The following is a 17,375-nucleotide window of genomic DNA, read 5'->3' on the forward strand; positions in this document are numbered from 1 at the left end:
AAAGGGTTCCCTATATTACCTCTAAAAAATGACACTTTTAAGTAATATTTGATGTTTTATTAACCAGTTTAAGAGGTGTGTATTGAGTAATGCATTTCGGTCGCTATCAAACTTGAATTACCGACTTTGGTTCGGTGGCGCAGTTATTTCGAATATCGGTACCTGGCTGCAGCGGACTGCTCAGGATTGGATCGTCATCGCCGAACTATCAGATAAGAATGCGTCAGCCGTAGGGCTGGTGGTATTTTTACAATTTGCACCACAGATTTTACTCTTGCCTGTCACTGGTTGGGCTGCGGATCGAATGGATCGTCGAAAGTTGCTGTTTATTACTCAATGCTTGATGGCGACCTTGGCATTGATTCTTGGCATATTGGTATTGAGTGGTCATGTTGAGCTATGGCAGGTATGCGCCTGTGCGTTTGCCTTAGGTTGTGTGGCGGCATTTGATGCGCCTGCTCGTCATGCCTTTGTGTCGGATCTTGTAAGTGAAAAAGAATTATCAAACGCCGTTGGGCTCAATTCTGTGTCCTTTAACTCAGCCCGCTTAGTTGGGCCGGCCATTGCAGGCATACTGATCGCCTTAATCGGGACTGGTTGGGTGTTTATGATCAATGTGCTGTCTTTTATTCCTTTACTAGTCGCTCTACATCGTTTCAAAAGCCGCCTGCCAAAAATTGAAACGGATAACAGTAAAAAGACGCCCGATGTAGCGAAGTTTTTGGATGGCTTTCGGTACATTTGGCAGCATCGTGAGATGGCCGTCATACTGGTTATGTCGTTTTTAATTTGTAGCCTAGGTATGAATTTTTCGGTGTACCTATCTGCGATGACTGTGCATGTGTTTCAAGGGCATGCGGATCAATATGGTTTCTTAATTTCTATGATGGCGATTGGTTCGATTAGTGGGGCATTGGTAACTGCTAGCCGTCGTTCTTCACCGACGTTTCGCTTTATGATTTATGTTGCAGCTATGTTCGCGGTGAGCTGCTTATTGGTGGCCATCAGCACGTCATTCTGGGCATTCGCTGTGCTGCTTATTTTGCTCGGCCTTAGTTTGCAGCTGTTTACTACATCGACTGCTTCTTATATGCAGGTGGCAACGGAGAAGCGCTATAGAGGCCGAGTGATGGCTGTGGTTTTGGCTACAGCAATGGGCAGTACGGCGTTGGGTGCGCCTTTGGTTGGTTGGATTGCTGACTTCTTTGGTGCTAGATGGGCAATCGGCGTGGGCAGTATTTCTGGGGTGCTTGCTGCCTTGTTGGGTTTTTGGTTTTTACGCCAACAGGCAAACACAAAGCGGGTTGATCCTCTATAATTTAGAATGAATGGCTTGATTAGTGAGTGCTTGGCACCTGTGCCGAACTGCAGTAGTCTTGATTTGATGTAATTTGTATCAGCCTAACAATATCGATGGAGAAGTTTATGTCGCAGCATCTTGTATTGAGTTTTATTGGCGAAGACCGCCCAGGCCTTGTTGAGAGCCTGTCCGACACCATCGCACGTTACAATGGCAACTGGCTAGAAAGTCGCATGGCGCATTTGGCCGATAAATTTGCCGGTATTTTGACTGTCTCTGTACCGCAGGATCAACAAGAAGCTCTAGTGAGTGCCTTACGTGATTTTGAAAAATTGGGTTTGCATGTCACCGTTGAAGTGGGTAAGCAAAGTGTTGGATCAGGCTCTACTTTGTCTCTCTCTGTGGTTGGCAATGATCGTCCGGGTATTGTTAAAGAAGTATCTCAGGTGTTGCATTCATTAATGGTTAATGTCAAAGAACTCACCACTTCGTGTGAACCTGCACCGATGAGCTCTGACATGTTATTTAAAACCGAGATGGTTTTAGTGGTTCCAAAAAACCTACTTTTGTCAGAATTAGAAGCTGCATTAGAAAAAATAAGCAGCGATTTAATGGTAGAGCTTTCTGTTAAACAGTTTGCCTAGCCTGATAAGTTATTTTGACTGCTGAACGATAACTTCAGAGCAATTCAATGTTGTCTAAACACCATTCTGCTCTTTCTAAGACGGCGTGCTTTTGTGTGTCGTCTTGCTTATCCCAATTACCGTAAATCATACCAATACGATGATTCTTCGCTAGATGTTGTCGATGCTTGACCATAAAACGCCAATATAAGCTGTTGAGCGGGCAAGATTCCTCGCTGGTTTTCTCTTTTACCTTGTAATGGCAATTACCGCAGTAATCGCTCATTTTCTGCATATAACTTCCGCTTGCCGCATAAGGTTTGGAGGCAATCCAACCGCCATCAGCAAATTGGCTCATGCCGCGCGTATTGGGCAACTCCACCCATTCCAAGGCGTCTACGTAAATGCCTAAATACCATTTGTCGACCTGCTCAGGCTGAACCTCAGTTAACATGCAGAAGTTCCCCGTGACCATCAAGCGCTGAATGTGATGGGCATAAGCGTAATCGAGAGATTGCCCAATGGCGCTGGCAAGACACTTCATCTTAGTTTGACCGTTCCAGAAATAGCTTGGTAGGTCTCGTTCAGCGTTTAGGGCATTTTGTTGTTGATAGTCAGGCATATTGATCCAATACATGCCGCGCACATATTCACGCCAGCCAAGAATTTGTCGGACAAAGCCTTCTATTTGAGCAATGTCGATATTTTCGTTTTCTTGATAAGCGGAAATAGCGGCTTTTATCACATGCTTTGGGCTGATCAATTTTGCATTAAGAGCAAAGGACAGGCGCGAATGATACAAACTCCAGCTGTGGGACGTTTGGTTTGTCATAGCGTCTTGAAAACGGCCAAAATTCGGCAGTAATTGCTCGCAGAAGAAGGCGAGTAAATTTAGCGCGTCTTGGCTGGTGACAGGCCAAAGTAAAGTCGATTCAGCTTGACCAATAGACGGAATTTGATGGCGTTGAATACGCTCAAGTAGGTGGGTCACATCATGCTGGAAACACAAGGGTGCTGGAATATCGGTTAAGTCTTTAGTTTTGAGCTTATTGCGATTGGCGTTGTCGTAATTCCATTGGCCACCTTCTGGCTGACCTTGATCGTCTATCAATATATTAAAGCGTAGGCGCATTTTGCGATAAAAGTGTTCCATGCGAACGGGATTTTTAGCGTGAAAGAGCCTAGGTATTTCGTTGAAAGGCAACAAAAAATGCTCGCTATCGACTATATTAAAGACTGGCGTCGAATTAGTGGTGGTTAGCGCATGATATTGTGCCAATACTCGATATTCATCAGGGCGCTGTAATTCAACACGTAGAATATCGTGTTGCTCCGTAAGACTGAATATTACCTCTTCTAAGCTTTGGTTCAGGGTATCATCTAAAGTAAGATAACATACTTGATGGCCATTTTCTTTTAGCGCATCAGCAAAGCGTTCTATCGCAAGAAAAAAAGCGCAGAGCTTTTGAATATGGTGCGTCACATAAGTGGCTTCTGGGTGTAGTTCAGCGATCAAATACAGCACACCTTGGTCATGTTTTTTGAACCAAGAGTGCGCAGCGTTGAGTTGATCGCCAAGAATAACGCGCAGAGTATGATATTTATGTTGGCTATTATGTACCATGATTAATTGCTTGATGTTGGGTAAATTGGCCAGTCAGCCGCATCGACTGAATCTAATTGTGTATCGTAGACTTGGCCTTGCCATTTATGAGTAAAATTCTGATTTGGGTCGTATTGTGCAGTTTGTTTTTCCAAATTGAAATGACGGCCGCCTCTAGGGTCTGCTCCGACACCTGCAATATATTGCCAGTTCCCCCAGTTGGAGCCGACATTGTAATCGATCAGTTGCTCTTCAAAGTAAGCCGCGCCATAACGCCAATCAATGCCTAACTCATAGATTAAACAACTGGCAACAATCTGGCGACCTCGGTTGCTCATAAAACCGGTTTCGTTGAGCTGTTTCATACAAGCGTTAACGATGGGGTAGGGCGTATTGCCTTGGCTCCATTTCCGAAAACGCTCCGCGTAATAGCTGCCTTGAGTTTGTTTTCCTGTTAAGCCACCCGGCAAGAAAAGTTGTTTACCATAACGCGTCGCGTACCAGTGAAAGTATTCACGCCACAGCAGTTCGAAATAAATCCAATAAGTGGATTCGCTTGCGCCGTGATCGCGTTCATAGACGTCGAGACTGGCTTTAATTTGTCTGGCTGACAAACTGCCTTGTGCTAGCCAAGGAGAGAGCTTGGTGGAATTTTCCCAACCATCTAATTCATTACGCATTGCTTTATATTGGTTCGGGAGATTGGTAGAGAAATAATCGCTTAGCTGATCCATTGCCGCTTCTTCACCACCCGTAAAGGCACTGTGGTTGTCAGTAATTTGGTGTTGCCATGGCATAATATTATGGATATTAAAACTCGGTGCAGGCGGTAGTTTGTGTAAGCTTGGCAGTGGGGTTGTCGAGTCTACATTTTCGACCAAGCGGCGAAACTTTGAGAATGATTCGGGTAATCCTGTTAAATTAAATGGTAGCTGAGAAGGCGTGAATAAACTCAGCCCATGATCTATTTGGATGCGCACGTCAGGATATTGGTTTTCGATGCGCTTAAGCGTTTGTTGCTCGTCCCAACCACCATGATGGTTACGATAAAGGTGGGATATGGGAACTTCGTTGAGAATCAAATTTAAGCTGGTGTCGGCATCCATAGTACTGACGAATAAAGTTTGTCCTACTTTAGCTAATGTCGCGTTTAGATCGTTGAGTCCTTGCTGTAAAAAACGACGGCGGTTTTCTGACATACCTTGCGTTGCGTAACGGCTTGGGCGTTGATGATGAGGCTCCATACAATACAAACAAACGAGAAAATCCACTTCCTGCATTGCTCGCCATAATATGTTCTGATCTGCGCTGCGTAAATCGTCTCCAAACCATACCAAACCCACTTTCATTACATCATCCTTTTTATTGTCTTGCTTAACCTTAGTACGTATTTAGGAGAACATTGGTTTAGATTGGATGCAAATCAGCGTTGAGTTAGTTATTTGGAATAACTTTGCTTAAAACCTTTCAAAAAGAAATTATTTTAACGAGCATGCAAAAACCATATCGAAAATAGGGTTATAATGCGCGAAAATTTCCCGTTTACGTTATAAGGTAGTGATAAATATGAGTCTTCCAAATTGCCCAAAATGCGATTCTGCTTACGTGTATGAAGATCAAGCTATGTTGGTTTGCCCAGAGTGCGCGCACGAATGGAATCCGAACGAAGTTGTGGTCGATGAAGATGCGCTTATTATCAAAGACATGGGCGGTAACTTATTGCAAGAAGGCGATAAAGTGACGTTGGCGAAAGACCTGAAAGTAAAAGGCTCTTCTCAAGTGCTAAAAATCGGCACCAAAGCGACTATTAAGCGTTTCGTCGATGGCGACCACGACATCGATTGCAAAATAGATGGCGGCGGCGAAATGATGCTGAAATCTCAGTTTGTGAAAAAATCTTCCGTTTAAGATCTGTAGAAGGGTTAGATAGGGCTCGTTTGGTCTTTTCTAACCCTTTTTTGTGTCTTTCTCTATTTCCCTATCCGATAGTCATCCCGTTAAATTTAGTGGTTTTGTAGGTTTATAGTGAGCATATCGATGAACTTGCGTACTTTTGCAGCTAGATGCTTGCGATTAGGGTAGATCGCATGAATCGGAATCTCCTTGCCTGAATACTCCGGAAATAGCTTAACAAGACGGTTCTTTTGTAGATCATCGACGGCTAAAAAAGAAGGCAAAAATGCCACCCCCATTCCTTCTACTGTCGCATCTTTCACGGCTTCACCACTATCAAAACGTAGGCGCTGTGTTCCTGCTATGGTGACATCCTTGCCATTTTCTTGGTGTAAATACCAAGCACTTGAATTGGGATTCAGCCCATAGATGAGACGCTGCTGCTCTTCTAGTGCGGTGATATCTTCTGTTATCTCATTTTCTGCTAAGTAGGTGGGCGATGCATAAATATAAGGAGAGTATTTAGCAATGGGGCGGGCAATCATTAAAGATTGGTTTGGCATATCTCCCATTCTGATTGCTAGGTCAAAACCTTCCTCTACCAAGTCCACAATTCTGTCTGTAAAGCTTATTTCTACTTCTAAATGGGGCCATTGCTTCAGGAATTTATTGAGGAGTGGCAATATCACTATCCTTCCAAAAGCCGCTGTTACAGTGAGGCGTAATGTGCCTTTTGGTTCCATGTCATCCTGTCGAACACTTTTTTCTGCATCCTCTATGTCGCTGAGTATTTGCGTGCACCTCTCATAGAAATACTGCCCATCGGAGGTCAATGAGACTCGGCGAGTAGTGCGATGGAGTAAGCGTGTACCAAGGTGGGCTTCCAAGCGCGCTAATGATTTACCCGCTGCTGAACGGGTTAAGCCCATCTTTTTTCCTCCAAGGACAAAATTTCCAGCTTCAGCAATAGCCACAAAAGTACGCATGGTGTTTAGCTCGATACTGCCCGTCGAATGGTGTGTGCTGAATTTTTGGATGCTCACTGTAGAAACCTATTCCCCAAGATATGACTTAGAATTTGGATTGTTGAATAAAATACCATAAAGGAGACGTTATGCTACCTGAAAATGCGAAAAATGCTTTAAATGGCTGGATAAAAGCGGCCACACCGATTATTGAAAAAATGACAGGCCAAAGTGACATAAGCTGGCCAGATGCCCGCGCTAGTTATGTTGATGATCTTGATAAACTGTTTCCTGCACCAGAAGGCGTTTCATTTCGTCATGTTGATCTAGGTGGTGTTTCTACCATGTTAGTCACACCAGATAATGTCATAGAAGGTCGAGTATTGTTTTATGTACATGGCGGCGGTTATGTTCATGGCGGCGTAAAAGCCTATCGAGGGTTAGCTGGGCATTATGCTAAGCAGCTTCGTGCTCAAGTGTATGTACCGGATTATCGACAAGCACCTGAGTACCCATTTCCCTTGCCGATAGATGATACATTCAATGCTTACAGGGCTTTGCTAGAGCAGGGGGGGGACCCTCGCACCTTAGCCATTTCCGGTGATTCCGCAGGCGGGGCCATGATCGTCACCATTATGAGAAAAGCCAGAGATGCGAAGCTGCCTCTTCCTGCCGCAGCGGTTGCTATTTCTCCTTGGGCAGACCTGACTCACTGTGGTGTTTCCGCCAGAATTAGAAATGGCATTGATCCAATATGTACTACGGATTTTCTCGACCAGCTAGCGGCTCTATTCTTGGCTGGCGAGTTACCAACGAACCCTGATGCATCACCTATTTTTGCGGATGTTAGAGGATTATCACCAACCTTAATTCAAATCGGTGAAAATGAAGTTATGTTGCATGGCGCGACCCGACTGGCTTCTCATCTTGGTGAAAACCGAGTTAGGACGACGTTAGAAGTATGGCCTGGAATGTTTCACGTTTGGCATATTTTTTCAGGGTTACTTCCTGAAGCTGATCACGCTTTACGAAATGCTGTTAGATTTATCGATGATGCTTTTACATCAGAGCTGGATACCAACGAACAAGCTTAAAAGCGCCCGTCTAACTAAGGTTTGTGGTTAAAAATTAGGAATCGCCTGTAAAAAGCAGAGAAAAGGTTTTTTCTCTGCTTTTTGGGCTTTTTTCGAAAAACGTGATCAGTATTTATTTAAAATTTTTGCCTTAAACACGTAACTCCCAAAAGGTAATAATGACGCAACAAATCCTATCAAGGCGTGTTTTGACGAAACCCCATATCGGGACACACTTAACGCCAACAGAATGTTAAATAAAATAAACAACCCTCCATGAACTGGGCCAATGATGCTTACATATTCCGGCATGTCCATCAGGCGTTTCAATGGCACGGCAATGAAGAGCAGCAATAGAAGCGACGTGCCTTCTAAAATGGAGATAAATCGTAACATTTTCATACTGTGTCTCTTTTATTGAAGTGTGTTGAAAGAATGTATTCAGCGCTAATAAGACCCCAGAATAACAGTTTAATTTCATTTCAAGGTCGGTTATTTAAAGAGTGGAATCATGTCAGCAGAGTCATTCGTTGAATGACGTCGAGAGTATTAACATCACTTCTGATTTTCAGCCCATTTTAGTAAGGCGTCTAGAGCAGGGCAAAGTTCCTGACCCCAGTCCGTTAAACGGTATTCTACTTTTGGTGGAACTTGATGATAAATGGTTCGTGTGACGATTCCATCGGCTTCCATTTGACGAAGCTGTTGAATGAGCATTTTCTGAGTGATGGCAGGAATGGCTTTTTCTAATTCAGAGAAGCGTTTTACTTGTCCGCCAAAGAGATGGAAGAGGATGACCAACTTCCATTTTCCTTCCAGAATTTTTAGTACTTGCTCTACGCCATCGGCTGCAGAAGCTGGCGTCCATTTTTTTGTCATTTTTTTTATGGCCTCAGCCCTTATGAGATCAAAAACTTACTTCAGAGTAAGTACCCTACTTTTTTGTCGGTTCTTGTTTTCCGGATAGCTTAACGCCATTCTTCTCAGACAGCAATTTGGCTTGTATTGAGCCACTAATTTAAGTGAAGGAGTTTTACTATGACAATTGTTCTTCCCAAACCAATCGCAAATTATTTTAAAGCAGATAAGGAAAATGGTGAGGCTATTGTTGCCTGCTTTTCCGAGAATGCAGTGGTAAAAGATGAAGGACAAACTCATATGGGATTAGATGCAATTAGGCATTGGAAAATGAGCACATCGTCTAAATATACCTACACAGTTGAACCGCAGTCATTACGCGAATGCGAGGAGAAAATGATTGTCACCGGTTTGGTCGCAGGTAACTTTCCTGGGAGTCCTGTGAATCTTCAATACGCTTTCACGCTGGATGGTGACAACATCACGGCACTGGAGATCTCCTTATGAGTTTTGACCTTGAATTAAATGGGCGTATAGCTTTGGTTACTGGCGGAACTAAGGGCTTGGGAGCGGCGGTCGTTGAGTCGTTACATGACGCAGGAGTGCATGTGATTGCCGTGGCTCGTTCTGTTCCTAAAGAAGCCCTAGAAGGCATTTCATACATAGAAGGGGATTTGCTGACGGCAGCGGGTTGTAGCGCGCTAGTAAACACCGTATTAGATAAGTTTGGTGGTGTTGATATTGTTGTCAATGTGCTGGGCGGCTCAAGCGCTCCCAGTGGAGGTTTTTCTGTCCTTGATGAGCAAGAGTGGGAAAATGCATTGAGTCAAAATTTACTGTCTGCGGTACGCATTGATAGAGGGTTATTGCCCTCAATGATAACAAAAGGCTCTGGTGTTATTGTTCACGTCACATCGATACAGAACAAACTTCCCTTGCCTGAATCGACTACCGCTTATGCCGCAGCGAAAGCGGCGTTATCCACTTACAGTAAAAGCTTATCGAAAGAAGTGGCGCCAAAAGGCATTCGCGTTGTGCGTGTTTCCCCCGGTTGGATAGAAACGGAAGCATCGGTTCGACTTGCTGAACGGCTTGCTGATCATGCCGGTACGGATTATGAAGGAGGTAAAAAGATTATTATGGATTCGCTTGGTGGTATTCCTTTAGGACGTCCAGCACAACCTTCTGAAGTTGCCGACTTAATTACCTTCCTAGTATCGGCTAGAGCTTCATCCATAACAGGCACCGAATACGTTGTTGATGGCGGTACTGTACCTACAGCTTAGAAGCTTTCCACATAGTTTCTTCTTGCTGAACCAGATAGTCAGCCAACATTAGCACTTAAAAAAACGCCCTCCGTTTTAGGGGAGGGCATTTTCATTGGGGAACTTTGTAATTTAGTTAACTTGTTAGCTTTTTTAGAAGCCAGCCCCTATGGCACCCATGATGTTGAAGATAGTGCCTCCAACAGATGAGCCGCTATCTTGATTTTGCTGTGCTGCTTTTTGTTGATTGATGGCTACTTGCTGATCACGTAGGACTTTAATTTGAGCAAATTTGCCTTTAAAGCTTTCAGCGGTATAACCATCTGCATTTTTGTGTGTTGGGTTTGCTCCTAAATCAATCAAAGTGGCAGCCAATATATTCCGATCAAAAAACTCTGCGTCATGCAAAGGGCTCATACTTTTTGTTTCGTATAAGTATGAGCCATAAGTGTTAAAGCCAACAATGACTGGAGTGTTATGGGTTACATTAACGTCTGCTCCATATTTCACCAGTATTCTAGCTCTTTCAGAAGACTGCACTTCATCGAGGTAGTTTCCTAGTTCGGTGAGAAACATACACTTTCCGTGGACACAAGAGTATCGCATATTCGCGTCTAGGCCATTTTCGAGTAAAGCGGTTAATAAATTGTTTGTTGTAGAAGTGAATATGGACTCATAAAGAGGAGAGCCATATTCAGGTAATTTGTTTGGATCGCCACCCATATCTATTATTTTTTGTACTGCAATAGCGGTATTTTTCCCATCACGAAAGGTTGGGGCCGGATTTTTTAGCACAGCAAAGTGATCTGGGTAATATGAATATGAAGAAACGACATAATGTAAACAATTGGTGTAGTTAAGAGTGTCGTCTGGATAGCGTTCCAATAATACTTGCATAATGTCGAACTCAGCGACTCCGCAAGCCAGCTCTGCAGCGGGGACATTAACCGGTGTGCGTGCCCATTGATTGTTAAGATTTAAATATCGTATAGAAACTTTATGGGCGGCATTGATGCTGATCAGGTATTTCACTGCGTCGAGGTTTCGGTTGTAGATGGCGGCCTCCATGGCGTTGGAGTACTCAATATAGCTGGGTAGGGCATCCTTTGAACTTGTTATGTAGGGGTTGTCTTTATGGCTTTCTAACACCGCCATATCATTGTTTGTTATTCCATGGATTTGGATATCTGCTTCTTTTGATTTTTGGCTCGCGCAACCAGATAACACAATTAGAAGTAGACTAAGGCTAAATAAGCGATTCATAACGAATACTCTTTGAAGCTATAAGGGTTAAATGTGCACTTAATATTAAATCAATATAGGTTGCGTATTGTGCTCCCTCTACCCCTATTTGAGGTATTTTAGTTTTTTATTGATTATAGAATGTAAAAAAACCGCCATCTAATTGAGCTAGATTGTCGACACCGTTGTCATTCATTCTATGTATCACTTCAAAGTTATACTTTAGGTACAGATCGATATTGTGCTGCTCGCACTGCAAGTACAGAGCAGAAATACTCATATTTTTAGCGTGATCAAAAACATGAGGAAGAATCATGTTGGAGTAACCTTGCCCACGTTTATTAGGTGGAACGAAAACACCACCGAGCCAATGCTTGTAGTCTCGGAAATCAGGGTGTTCATGGAACTTCAACTCCGCCGCAGCCAGTAACTCGTTATCGTCATGCAGAACAAAAGATAGGGGCAGACTCTCTCTATTTTGCGCCATTGCCGTGACTTTTATCAGAATATCGTCGAGCGAACGGTTAGGTGATAAATGTCCCCACTCATCGAAATACCACTGGGCGATGGTAGGAATAAATGACTTCTGATCCTATAAAAATGAGACATTCAAAGTAACCTCTTCACTTCTTAATTATTAAGTTGTTTAAATATATATTAAGTAGAGGGTAGTGATTCTAATTTATTTTCTAGATTAGTCCCCTGTTATCTCCTTCATTTCAATAAAAAAATTTTAAATTTATTATAAAATGATCCTGAAAACTTTATAATAAGTTTTGAATTAAGTTATGCCTTTTAAAGAATGGAAACTATGTCATGGAATACACTTATTTGAACTTATCTGATAAGTTCAATGTTGATACTTTGGCTCTAATATCATCTGTTCTTACTTAAAAAATGCCAGATTATAGAGACATTTATGTCAACAGTTGTAGATAGAAAAGTAAAAGAAGATGCTATTGGTTTACTAAAAAGTCATTCAATAGCCGGATTTTTCATAAACATCATTACCAGTGCTTTTTTGGCTTTTGGTTTTGAAAAAAACATTGATCAGGACGCAAAAGTGACTTGGTGGCTTGTCATGGTCAGTATCATAATTTGTCGTGCTATATGCTTTTTTTTAGGCCAACATTTTTTTGCTAAAAACTCGAAATACGACTTGTATGTATTTTCTGTTGGAGCCGTTGCGACTGCATTAATGTGGTCTTTTTATCCATTGTATTTTTATCAAAATGCCAGCGACCTAGAGTTGACGAGCACTATGGTTGTCATCGCCGGTTTTGCAGGTGGTTCAGCGATTATTCTTGCAGCAAATAAAGTATTAGCGACTTTTTATGTGCTTGTTTTGCTTTTGCCTTACTCGATATTGCTGACGCTTTCTGATGAAGCATCGCATCAGTCTTTGGGTTTTCTTGGTCTTTTTTTCGCGTTATTCGTTTTTATTAAGGCGATTAAATTTGCCGATTTTACTATCGATGTGATTTCCACTAAACATCAGAACGCCCTGTTATTATCTAGTATGGAGCAAAAAATACAGGAACGTACTGAGGCACTCATTACGCTTTCAAATATAGATTCACTCACTAATCTTTTGAATCGTAAAGCATTTTTAGAGCAGTTTAATGAATTAATCCACAACCAGCCAGAAACACTGTCCTTCGCTGTTTTGTTCGTCGACTTAGATGGCTTTAAAGGGATTAATGATACGTTAAGTCATGAAATAGGCGATCAAGTTTTAATGATGGCTGCCGCTCGTATTAAAAATTTCAACAGCGAATCTCAGCTTGTTTGTCGTTGGGGCGGGGATGAATTTATTGTTGTATTGCCTCATAAGAGTGGTTCTCAGACCTCAGCTTTTGCCCGAGACTTGATTGAAAAAATATCAGAGCCTTATTTTGATCATAACTATCGAGTGACCATTGGTGCCACTATTGGTATCTCGATTTATCCAGAGCACAGCCAGCGAAAAGAAGAACTGATTCAGCATGCCGATATGGCGATGTATCAACAAAAACGCCAAGGAAAAGGCCGTGTAGGTTATTTTACCGAGACTTTGCGTATACAGTTGCAGCGTGAATTTAACTTACGAGATCAATTGATAACGGCAATAGAGAAAGAAGAGCTACGTCTTGTTTATCAGCCGATTGTGAACGCTAAAACAGGAAAACCGGACGCCTTTGAAGCCTTACTGCGTTGGAATAGCGCTTTTGGACCAATTGCACCAGATCAATTTATTCCTATAGCCGAGCAATATGGCCAGATAAAAAGCATTGGTTTGTGGGTGTTAGAGCAAGCATGCCAACAAGCGAAGACGTTTCAACTAATATCCCCGAACCTGACTATGTGCGTCAATGTCTCTGTGGCACAGTTTCAAGATGAGGATTTTATCGAGCAAATTTCGGCTATCTTCCAAAAACATGATTTTGACCCTTCCAGCTTGAATATTGAAATCACCGAGTCTTTTTTCGCTTCGGATAAACAGGGGTTAATGCAGAAAATTAAAGCGTTGCAGGAAATGGGCGTACAGATTTCTATTGATGACTTTGGTACGGGTTATTCTTCCCTTTCATCGATGCAAGATATGGGCGTCGACATCGTCAAAATTGATAAAAGCTTTGTTGATAGCATCCAAGGCAGCGGGCTCAGCATTATTACTGCCGTACTGCTTATCGCCAAAGAGTTAAATTATCAGGTGGTGGCAGAAGGGATCGAGACAGAAGAGCAAGCCAATGTCTTACGAGATCTTAATGTCACCTATTTGCAAGGCTATTACTTTTCTCGACCCATCGAGTCAGAACAAGCGTTAGAGTATTTGGAAGCGTTGTAACTTTTATCTAACACACTTCGAATATTTGTAGTTCCACTAATGTGGGTTTGCGAATGCCGACACCGATAAAAACTCGCTCGGTAATCCACTGAAAGCGCTCTGAACTGGTTTCAAATTTGGGTACACTGCGAAAATACACGTCTTTTGGGTCCACGAGCTCGCCGTCTTTGATCTTTTGAGTTATTGGAGCGAGGCGGGAAGTTTGTTTCTAACCTAATTGCAGGAACAAAAAAACCGCCATCCAGCTAAGCCAGAGGGCGGTTTATATAACTCTAATTGTTTGCTTAGTTACGAATCAAGTAATCAAATGCGCCTAGAGCTGCGGTTGCGCCGCCACCCATGGAGATGATGATTTGCTTGTACGGTGTTGTCGTAACATCGCCTGCTGCGAATACACCTGGGATAGAGGTTTCGCCATGAGCGTTGATGACGATTTCGCCTCTGTTCGTTAACTCCAACGTGTCTTTTAAGAACTCGCTGTTTGGTACTAAGCCGATTTGTACGAATATCCCTGCCACGTCTACAAGATGAGACTCGTCGGTTAATCGGTCTGTGTATTTTAAACCAATAACACGTTGTCCATCACCGATGACTTCGGTTGTCATGGCGTTTTTGATGATAGTCACATTTGGCAAAGAGTTGGCTTTTTTCACCAATACATCGTCGGCACGTAAGGTGTCGGCAAATTCAAATACGGTCACGTGTTCAGTGATGCCGGCCAAGTCGATTGCCGCTTCGATACCTGAGTTACCACCACCAATAACGGCAGTTCTTTTGCCTTTGAACAATGGGCCGTCACAGTGTGGGCAGTAAGCTACGCCCTTGTTACGGTATTCTTGTTCGCCCGGTACGTTCATTTCTCTCCAACGTGCGCCAGTGGCTAACACAACGGATTTACTTTGTAGTATTGCACCGTTTTCCAATTCCACTTCGATGAACTCTTTCTTCTCTAGGCGAACGGCTTTTTGCAGCTTCATTAGGTCAACATCGTAATCCAATACGTGTTGCTCAAGGCCGGCGACCAATTTCGGGCCGTCGGTGGCTTTCACAGAGATGAAGTTTTCAATCGCCATGGTGTCACTGACTTGTCCACCAAAACGTTCAGCCACGACGCCTGTTCGGATGCCTTTACGAGCGGCATAAATGGCTGCGGCTGCGCCTGCTGGACCGCCACCAACAACTAGCATGTCGTAAGGTGCTTTTTCTGCTAACTCGGCCGCTTGTTTGTCTGCTGCGCCAGTATCTACTTTGTTGATTATTTCTGCCAGTGTCATGCGACCTTGGCCAAAGAGTTCGCCATTTAGGTACACAGATGGCACGGCCATGATGTTGCGTTCGTTTACTTCGTCTTGGAATAAAGAACCATCGATCATGGTCGCGGTAATGTTAGGGTTTAATACCGCCATTAAGTTAACAGCTTGCACCACGTCTGGACAGTTGTGGCAAGAGAGGGAAATGTACACCTCAAAGTTCAATTTAGATGTTAGAGACTTAATTTGTTCTAGGGTCTCTTGTGCCGCTTTGGATGGGTGACCACCCGCTTGTAATAGAGCCAGTACGAGAGAGGTAAACTCGTGGCCCATTGGGATGCCTGCAAAACGCACACGTGCTGCTTCGCCTTTTGGCGCGATGGCCATTTGCGGTGCACGACCTTGTGAGTTTGCATCTACCGTTAGGGTGATTTTGTCGCTTTTTAGCTTGGTAATTTCGCGAGCCAATTCAAGTAATTCTTCTGATTTTGCTGAACCGTTTGTGGACACAGTAATTTCAATCGGATTAACGATATTTTGCAGGTATGTGCCCAACTGCTGTTTTAAGTTTGCTTCTAACATGATGATGAAACCTGTATATGATTGAGTGATTTACTGTGCTGAGAGTAAAAAGGGGTCAGGTGTGACCCCTTTATTGTTCTTTGTTCGACAGCTTAGATTTTGCCAACTAGGTCTAGAGAAGGAGTCAGTGTTTCTTCGCCTTCTTTCCATTTCGCTGGGCAAACTTCACCTGGGTGAGCGGCTACGTATTGTGCTGCTTTTACTTTGCGAAGTAGGTCTTGAGCGTCACGGCCAATACCTTCAGCAGTGATTTCCATGGCTTGGATAGTGCCTTCTGGATCGATCAAGAAAGTCGCGCGATCTGCAAGACCTTGGCCTTCACGCATTACGCCGAAGTTGTTTGTGATGTTGCCTGTTTGATCGCCAACCATGTAGTACTGGATTTTGCCGATTGTTTCAGAGCTTGCGTGCCATGCTTTGTGAGTGAAGTGAGTGTCTGTAGAGACAGAGAATACTTCTACACCGCGAGATTGAAGTTCAGCGTAGTTGTCTGCAACATCGCCTAGTTCTGTTGGGCATACGAAAGTGAAGTCAGCTGGGTAGAAGAAGAATACGGCCCATTTGCCTAGCACGTCTTTTTCAGAAATTTCTACGAATTCGCCGTTTTTAAAAGCCGTTGCATTGAATGGTTTGATTTGTGTGTTGATCATTGTGTTTCTCCTAATATGTGTTTGAGTGCGTTACCAACAGAACTCATATTAGGGAAAATGGAGCTATAGTTAAAATTGTTATTAACTAAAGCTATGATTGATAAAAACTATTTTTGGTGGTGAAAACATAGAGTGGGAGAAAGAAGCAGGTAAGTAGACAAGGGAATCTCTTAAAGCAAAGGGGTTAAGTGACTAGCTTTCTTCGTCAGGGTAGGCTGCACGTACTTCTTCGATTTCGGGCATGACGGCATGAAGTAATTGGATTAATGAAGCATCGAAATGCAGGCCTGCATTCTCGTCCATGTACTTTAATGTTTCTTCAAGTGTCCACGGAGCCTTGTATGGGCGTTTAGAAAGTAATGCATCTAGTACATCGGCAATAGCGACGATACGACCTTCAATAGGAATCTCTTCGCCCTTTAGTCCATATGGGTAACCTGAGCCATCCCATTTTTCATGATGGGTAAGCGCAATGACTTTCGCCATATTTAACATTGGATCATCATCACAATCTCCTAAGATCTTGGCTCCGAAAATAGTGTGCTGCTTCATGGTGTCCCATTCATCATGATCCAATTTTCCTGGTTTTAGGAGGATGGAGTCTGCAATGCCAATTTTTCCAACATCATGCATGGGAGCAGCATTAAATACCATTTCTACCCAATCTGGGTTGCCACCATAGGCTTCTGCGAGGAATTTAGAGTAATGGCTCATACGAATAACGTGTGCGCCAGTTTCATTGTCTTTGTACTCTACGGCTCGCCCAAGGTGCTGAATAATGCGTAGGCGGTTCTGTTCCAGTGACAGTGTACGTTCTTTGACTTTCTTTTGCAGTTGGCGGTTTTGATTGTAGAGCGCGATATGTGTGCGAACACGCGCTTTTACTCTCGGAGGGCTGATCGGTTTGGTTATGTAATCAACGGCGCCAAGTGCGAAGCCTTGCTCTTCATCGCAAGGATTGGCTTTGGCGGTAACAAACAGGACGGGGATATCTGATGTGACAGGATTGGCTTTTAGTCGGCGGCAAACTTCGTAGCCATCCATTTCTGGCATCATGACATCCAATAAGATCATTTCTGGCTTAGGCGAGCTTTGTTGAGCAATTTGCAGTGCTTTTTTGCCATTTGTGGCGATTTTCAGATCGTAATCATTGCGCAACGTTGCAGCCAATACGTCAATATTTTCAGGCGTGTCATCCACAATAAGAATGAGAGGCTTGTGTTGTTCCTGTGTAAACATGAAAG

18 protein-coding genes are annotated in these 17,375 nt (G+C 43.3%); 7 read left to right on the forward strand and 11 right to left on the reverse strand.

Translation table 11 applies throughout. The annotated features are described in order from the left end of the window. Nucleotides 1–82 precede the first annotated feature (82 nt). Together JSY38_RS10430 and JSY38_RS10435 are read left to right on the forward strand one after the other, a co-directional pair. A complete protein-coding gene (locus JSY38_RS10430) occupies nucleotides 83–1,318 on the forward strand; it encodes an MFS transporter (protein ID WP_205113185.1) in 1,236 nt (411 codons plus the stop codon). A gap of 107 nt (nucleotides 1,319–1,425) precedes the next feature. Then, complete coding sequence (locus JSY38_RS10435) at nucleotides 1,426–1,944, forward strand: glycine cleavage system transcriptional repressor (protein ID WP_205113186.1); 519 nt, start codon at nucleotides 1,426–1,428, stop codon at nucleotides 1,942–1,944. 34 nt (nucleotides 1,945–1,978) lie between these two features. On the opposite strand, the gene JSY38_RS10440 is transcribed toward JSY38_RS10435, so the two are convergent. After that, the gene (locus JSY38_RS10440) at nucleotides 1,979–3,547 is read right to left on the reverse strand and encodes a cryptochrome/photolyase family protein (protein ID WP_205113187.1); all 1,569 of its coding nucleotides are present in this window, start codon (nucleotides 3,545–3,547) and stop codon (nucleotides 1,979–1,981) included. Nucleotides 3,548–3,549: 2 nt separating this feature from the next. After that, nucleotides 3,550–4,875 carry a DASH family cryptochrome gene (locus JSY38_RS10445; RefSeq protein ID WP_205113188.1) on the reverse strand — a complete coding sequence of 442 codons (1,326 nt, stop codon included), beginning with the start codon at nucleotides 4,873–4,875 and terminating at the stop codon, nucleotides 3,550–3,552. 217 nt (nucleotides 4,876–5,092) lie between these two features. On the opposite strand from JSY38_RS10445, the gene JSY38_RS10450 reads away from it, so the two are divergent. After that, nucleotides 5,093–5,434 carry a zinc ribbon domain-containing protein YjdM gene (locus JSY38_RS10450; RefSeq protein WP_114412100.1) on the forward strand — a complete coding sequence of 114 codons (342 nt, stop codon included), beginning with the start codon at nucleotides 5,093–5,095 and terminating at the stop codon, nucleotides 5,432–5,434. Nucleotides 5,435–5,529: 95 nt separating this feature from the next. On the opposite strand, the gene JSY38_RS10455 is transcribed toward JSY38_RS10450, so the two are convergent. After that, nucleotides 5,530–6,462 (reverse strand): LysR family transcriptional regulator, encoded by a 933-nt coding sequence (locus tag JSY38_RS10455; protein ID WP_205113189.1) that lies wholly within the window; start codon nucleotides 6,460–6,462, stop codon nucleotides 5,530–5,532. 71 nt (nucleotides 6,463–6,533) lie between these two features. On the opposite strand from JSY38_RS10455, the gene JSY38_RS10460 reads away from it, so the two are divergent. Continuing rightward, on the forward strand, nucleotides 6,534–7,478 hold the full coding sequence (locus JSY38_RS10460; RefSeq protein WP_114412102.1) for an alpha/beta hydrolase: 945 nt from the start codon (nucleotides 6,534–6,536) through the stop codon (nucleotides 7,476–7,478). 105 nt (nucleotides 7,479–7,583) lie between these two features. Here the strand turns inward: JSY38_RS10460 and JSY38_RS10465 are convergent, their stop codons facing one another. Both JSY38_RS10465 and JSY38_RS10470 read right to left on the reverse strand, forming a co-directional pair. Then, nucleotides 7,584–7,859: a DUF3817 domain-containing protein gene (locus JSY38_RS10465; protein WP_114412103.1), complete on the reverse strand. Its 276-nt coding sequence runs from the start codon at nucleotides 7,857–7,859 to the stop codon at nucleotides 7,584–7,586. A gap of 153 nt (nucleotides 7,860–8,012) precedes the next feature. Beyond that, complete coding sequence (locus JSY38_RS10470) at nucleotides 8,013–8,336, reverse strand: winged helix-turn-helix transcriptional regulator (RefSeq protein ID WP_114412104.1); 324 nt, start codon at nucleotides 8,334–8,336, stop codon at nucleotides 8,013–8,015. Between the two features lie 159 nt (nucleotides 8,337–8,495). Between JSY38_RS10470 and JSY38_RS10475 the strand changes: the two genes are divergently transcribed. Beyond that, the gene (locus tag JSY38_RS10475; RefSeq protein WP_205113190.1) at nucleotides 8,496–8,822 is read left to right on the forward strand and encodes a nuclear transport factor 2 family protein; all 327 of its coding nucleotides are present in this window, start codon (nucleotides 8,496–8,498) and stop codon (nucleotides 8,820–8,822) included. Then, the gene (locus JSY38_RS10480) at nucleotides 8,819–9,601 is read left to right on the forward strand and encodes an SDR family oxidoreductase (RefSeq protein ID WP_114412106.1); all 783 of its coding nucleotides are present in this window, start codon (nucleotides 8,819–8,821) and stop codon (nucleotides 9,599–9,601) included. Before JSY38_RS10475 ends, JSY38_RS10480 begins: the two co-directional genes overlap by 4 nt. 132 nt (nucleotides 9,602–9,733) lie before the next feature. Here JSY38_RS10480 and JSY38_RS10485 read toward each other — a convergent pair whose 3' ends face one another. Both JSY38_RS10485 and JSY38_RS10490 read right to left on the reverse strand, forming a co-directional pair. Beyond that, on the reverse strand, nucleotides 9,734–10,843 hold the full coding sequence (locus tag JSY38_RS10485; protein WP_205113191.1) for an ankyrin repeat domain-containing protein: 1,110 nt from the start codon (nucleotides 10,841–10,843) through the stop codon (nucleotides 9,734–9,736). A 106-nt stretch (nucleotides 10,844–10,949) separates the two neighbouring features. Further along, nucleotides 10,950–11,399, reverse strand: a complete 450-nt coding sequence (locus JSY38_RS10490; protein WP_338041504.1) for a GNAT family N-acetyltransferase — start codon at nucleotides 11,397–11,399, stop codon at nucleotides 10,950–10,952. Between the two features lie 342 nt (nucleotides 11,400–11,741). Between JSY38_RS10490 and JSY38_RS10495 the strand changes: the two genes are divergently transcribed. Then, a complete protein-coding gene (locus JSY38_RS10495) occupies nucleotides 11,742–13,649 on the forward strand; it encodes a putative bifunctional diguanylate cyclase/phosphodiesterase (protein WP_205113193.1) in 1,908 nt (635 codons plus the stop codon). Nucleotides 13,650–13,656: 7 nt separating this feature from the next. Here JSY38_RS10495 and JSY38_RS10500 read toward each other — a convergent pair whose 3' ends face one another. The 4 genes from JSY38_RS10500 to JSY38_RS10515 form a co-directional block, all read right to left on the reverse strand. After that, nucleotides 13,657–13,833 carry a DUF3237 family protein gene (locus JSY38_RS10500; RefSeq protein WP_338041505.1) on the reverse strand — a complete coding sequence of 59 codons (177 nt, stop codon included), beginning with the start codon at nucleotides 13,831–13,833 and terminating at the stop codon, nucleotides 13,657–13,659. 100 nt (nucleotides 13,834–13,933) lie between these two features. Then, nucleotides 13,934–15,481, reverse strand: a complete 1,548-nt coding sequence (gene ahpF, locus JSY38_RS10505) for an alkyl hydroperoxide reductase subunit F (protein ID WP_205113195.1) — start codon at nucleotides 15,479–15,481, stop codon at nucleotides 13,934–13,936. A gap of 92 nt (nucleotides 15,482–15,573) precedes the next feature. Then, on the reverse strand, nucleotides 15,574–16,131 hold the full coding sequence (ahpC, locus tag JSY38_RS10510; RefSeq protein WP_114412109.1) for an alkyl hydroperoxide reductase subunit C: 558 nt from the start codon (nucleotides 16,129–16,131) through the stop codon (nucleotides 15,574–15,576). Nucleotides 16,132–16,323: 192 nt separating this feature from the next. Further along, nucleotides 16,324–17,370 carry a response regulator gene (locus tag JSY38_RS10515; protein WP_114412110.1) on the reverse strand — a complete coding sequence of 349 codons (1,047 nt, stop codon included), beginning with the start codon at nucleotides 17,368–17,370 and terminating at the stop codon, nucleotides 16,324–16,326. Nucleotides 17,371–17,375 lie beyond the last annotated feature (5 nt).

The organism is Marinomonas foliarum (assembly GCF_016906065.1).
Classification (GTDB): Bacteria; Pseudomonadota; Gammaproteobacteria; order Pseudomonadales; family Marinomonadaceae; genus Marinomonas; species Marinomonas foliarum.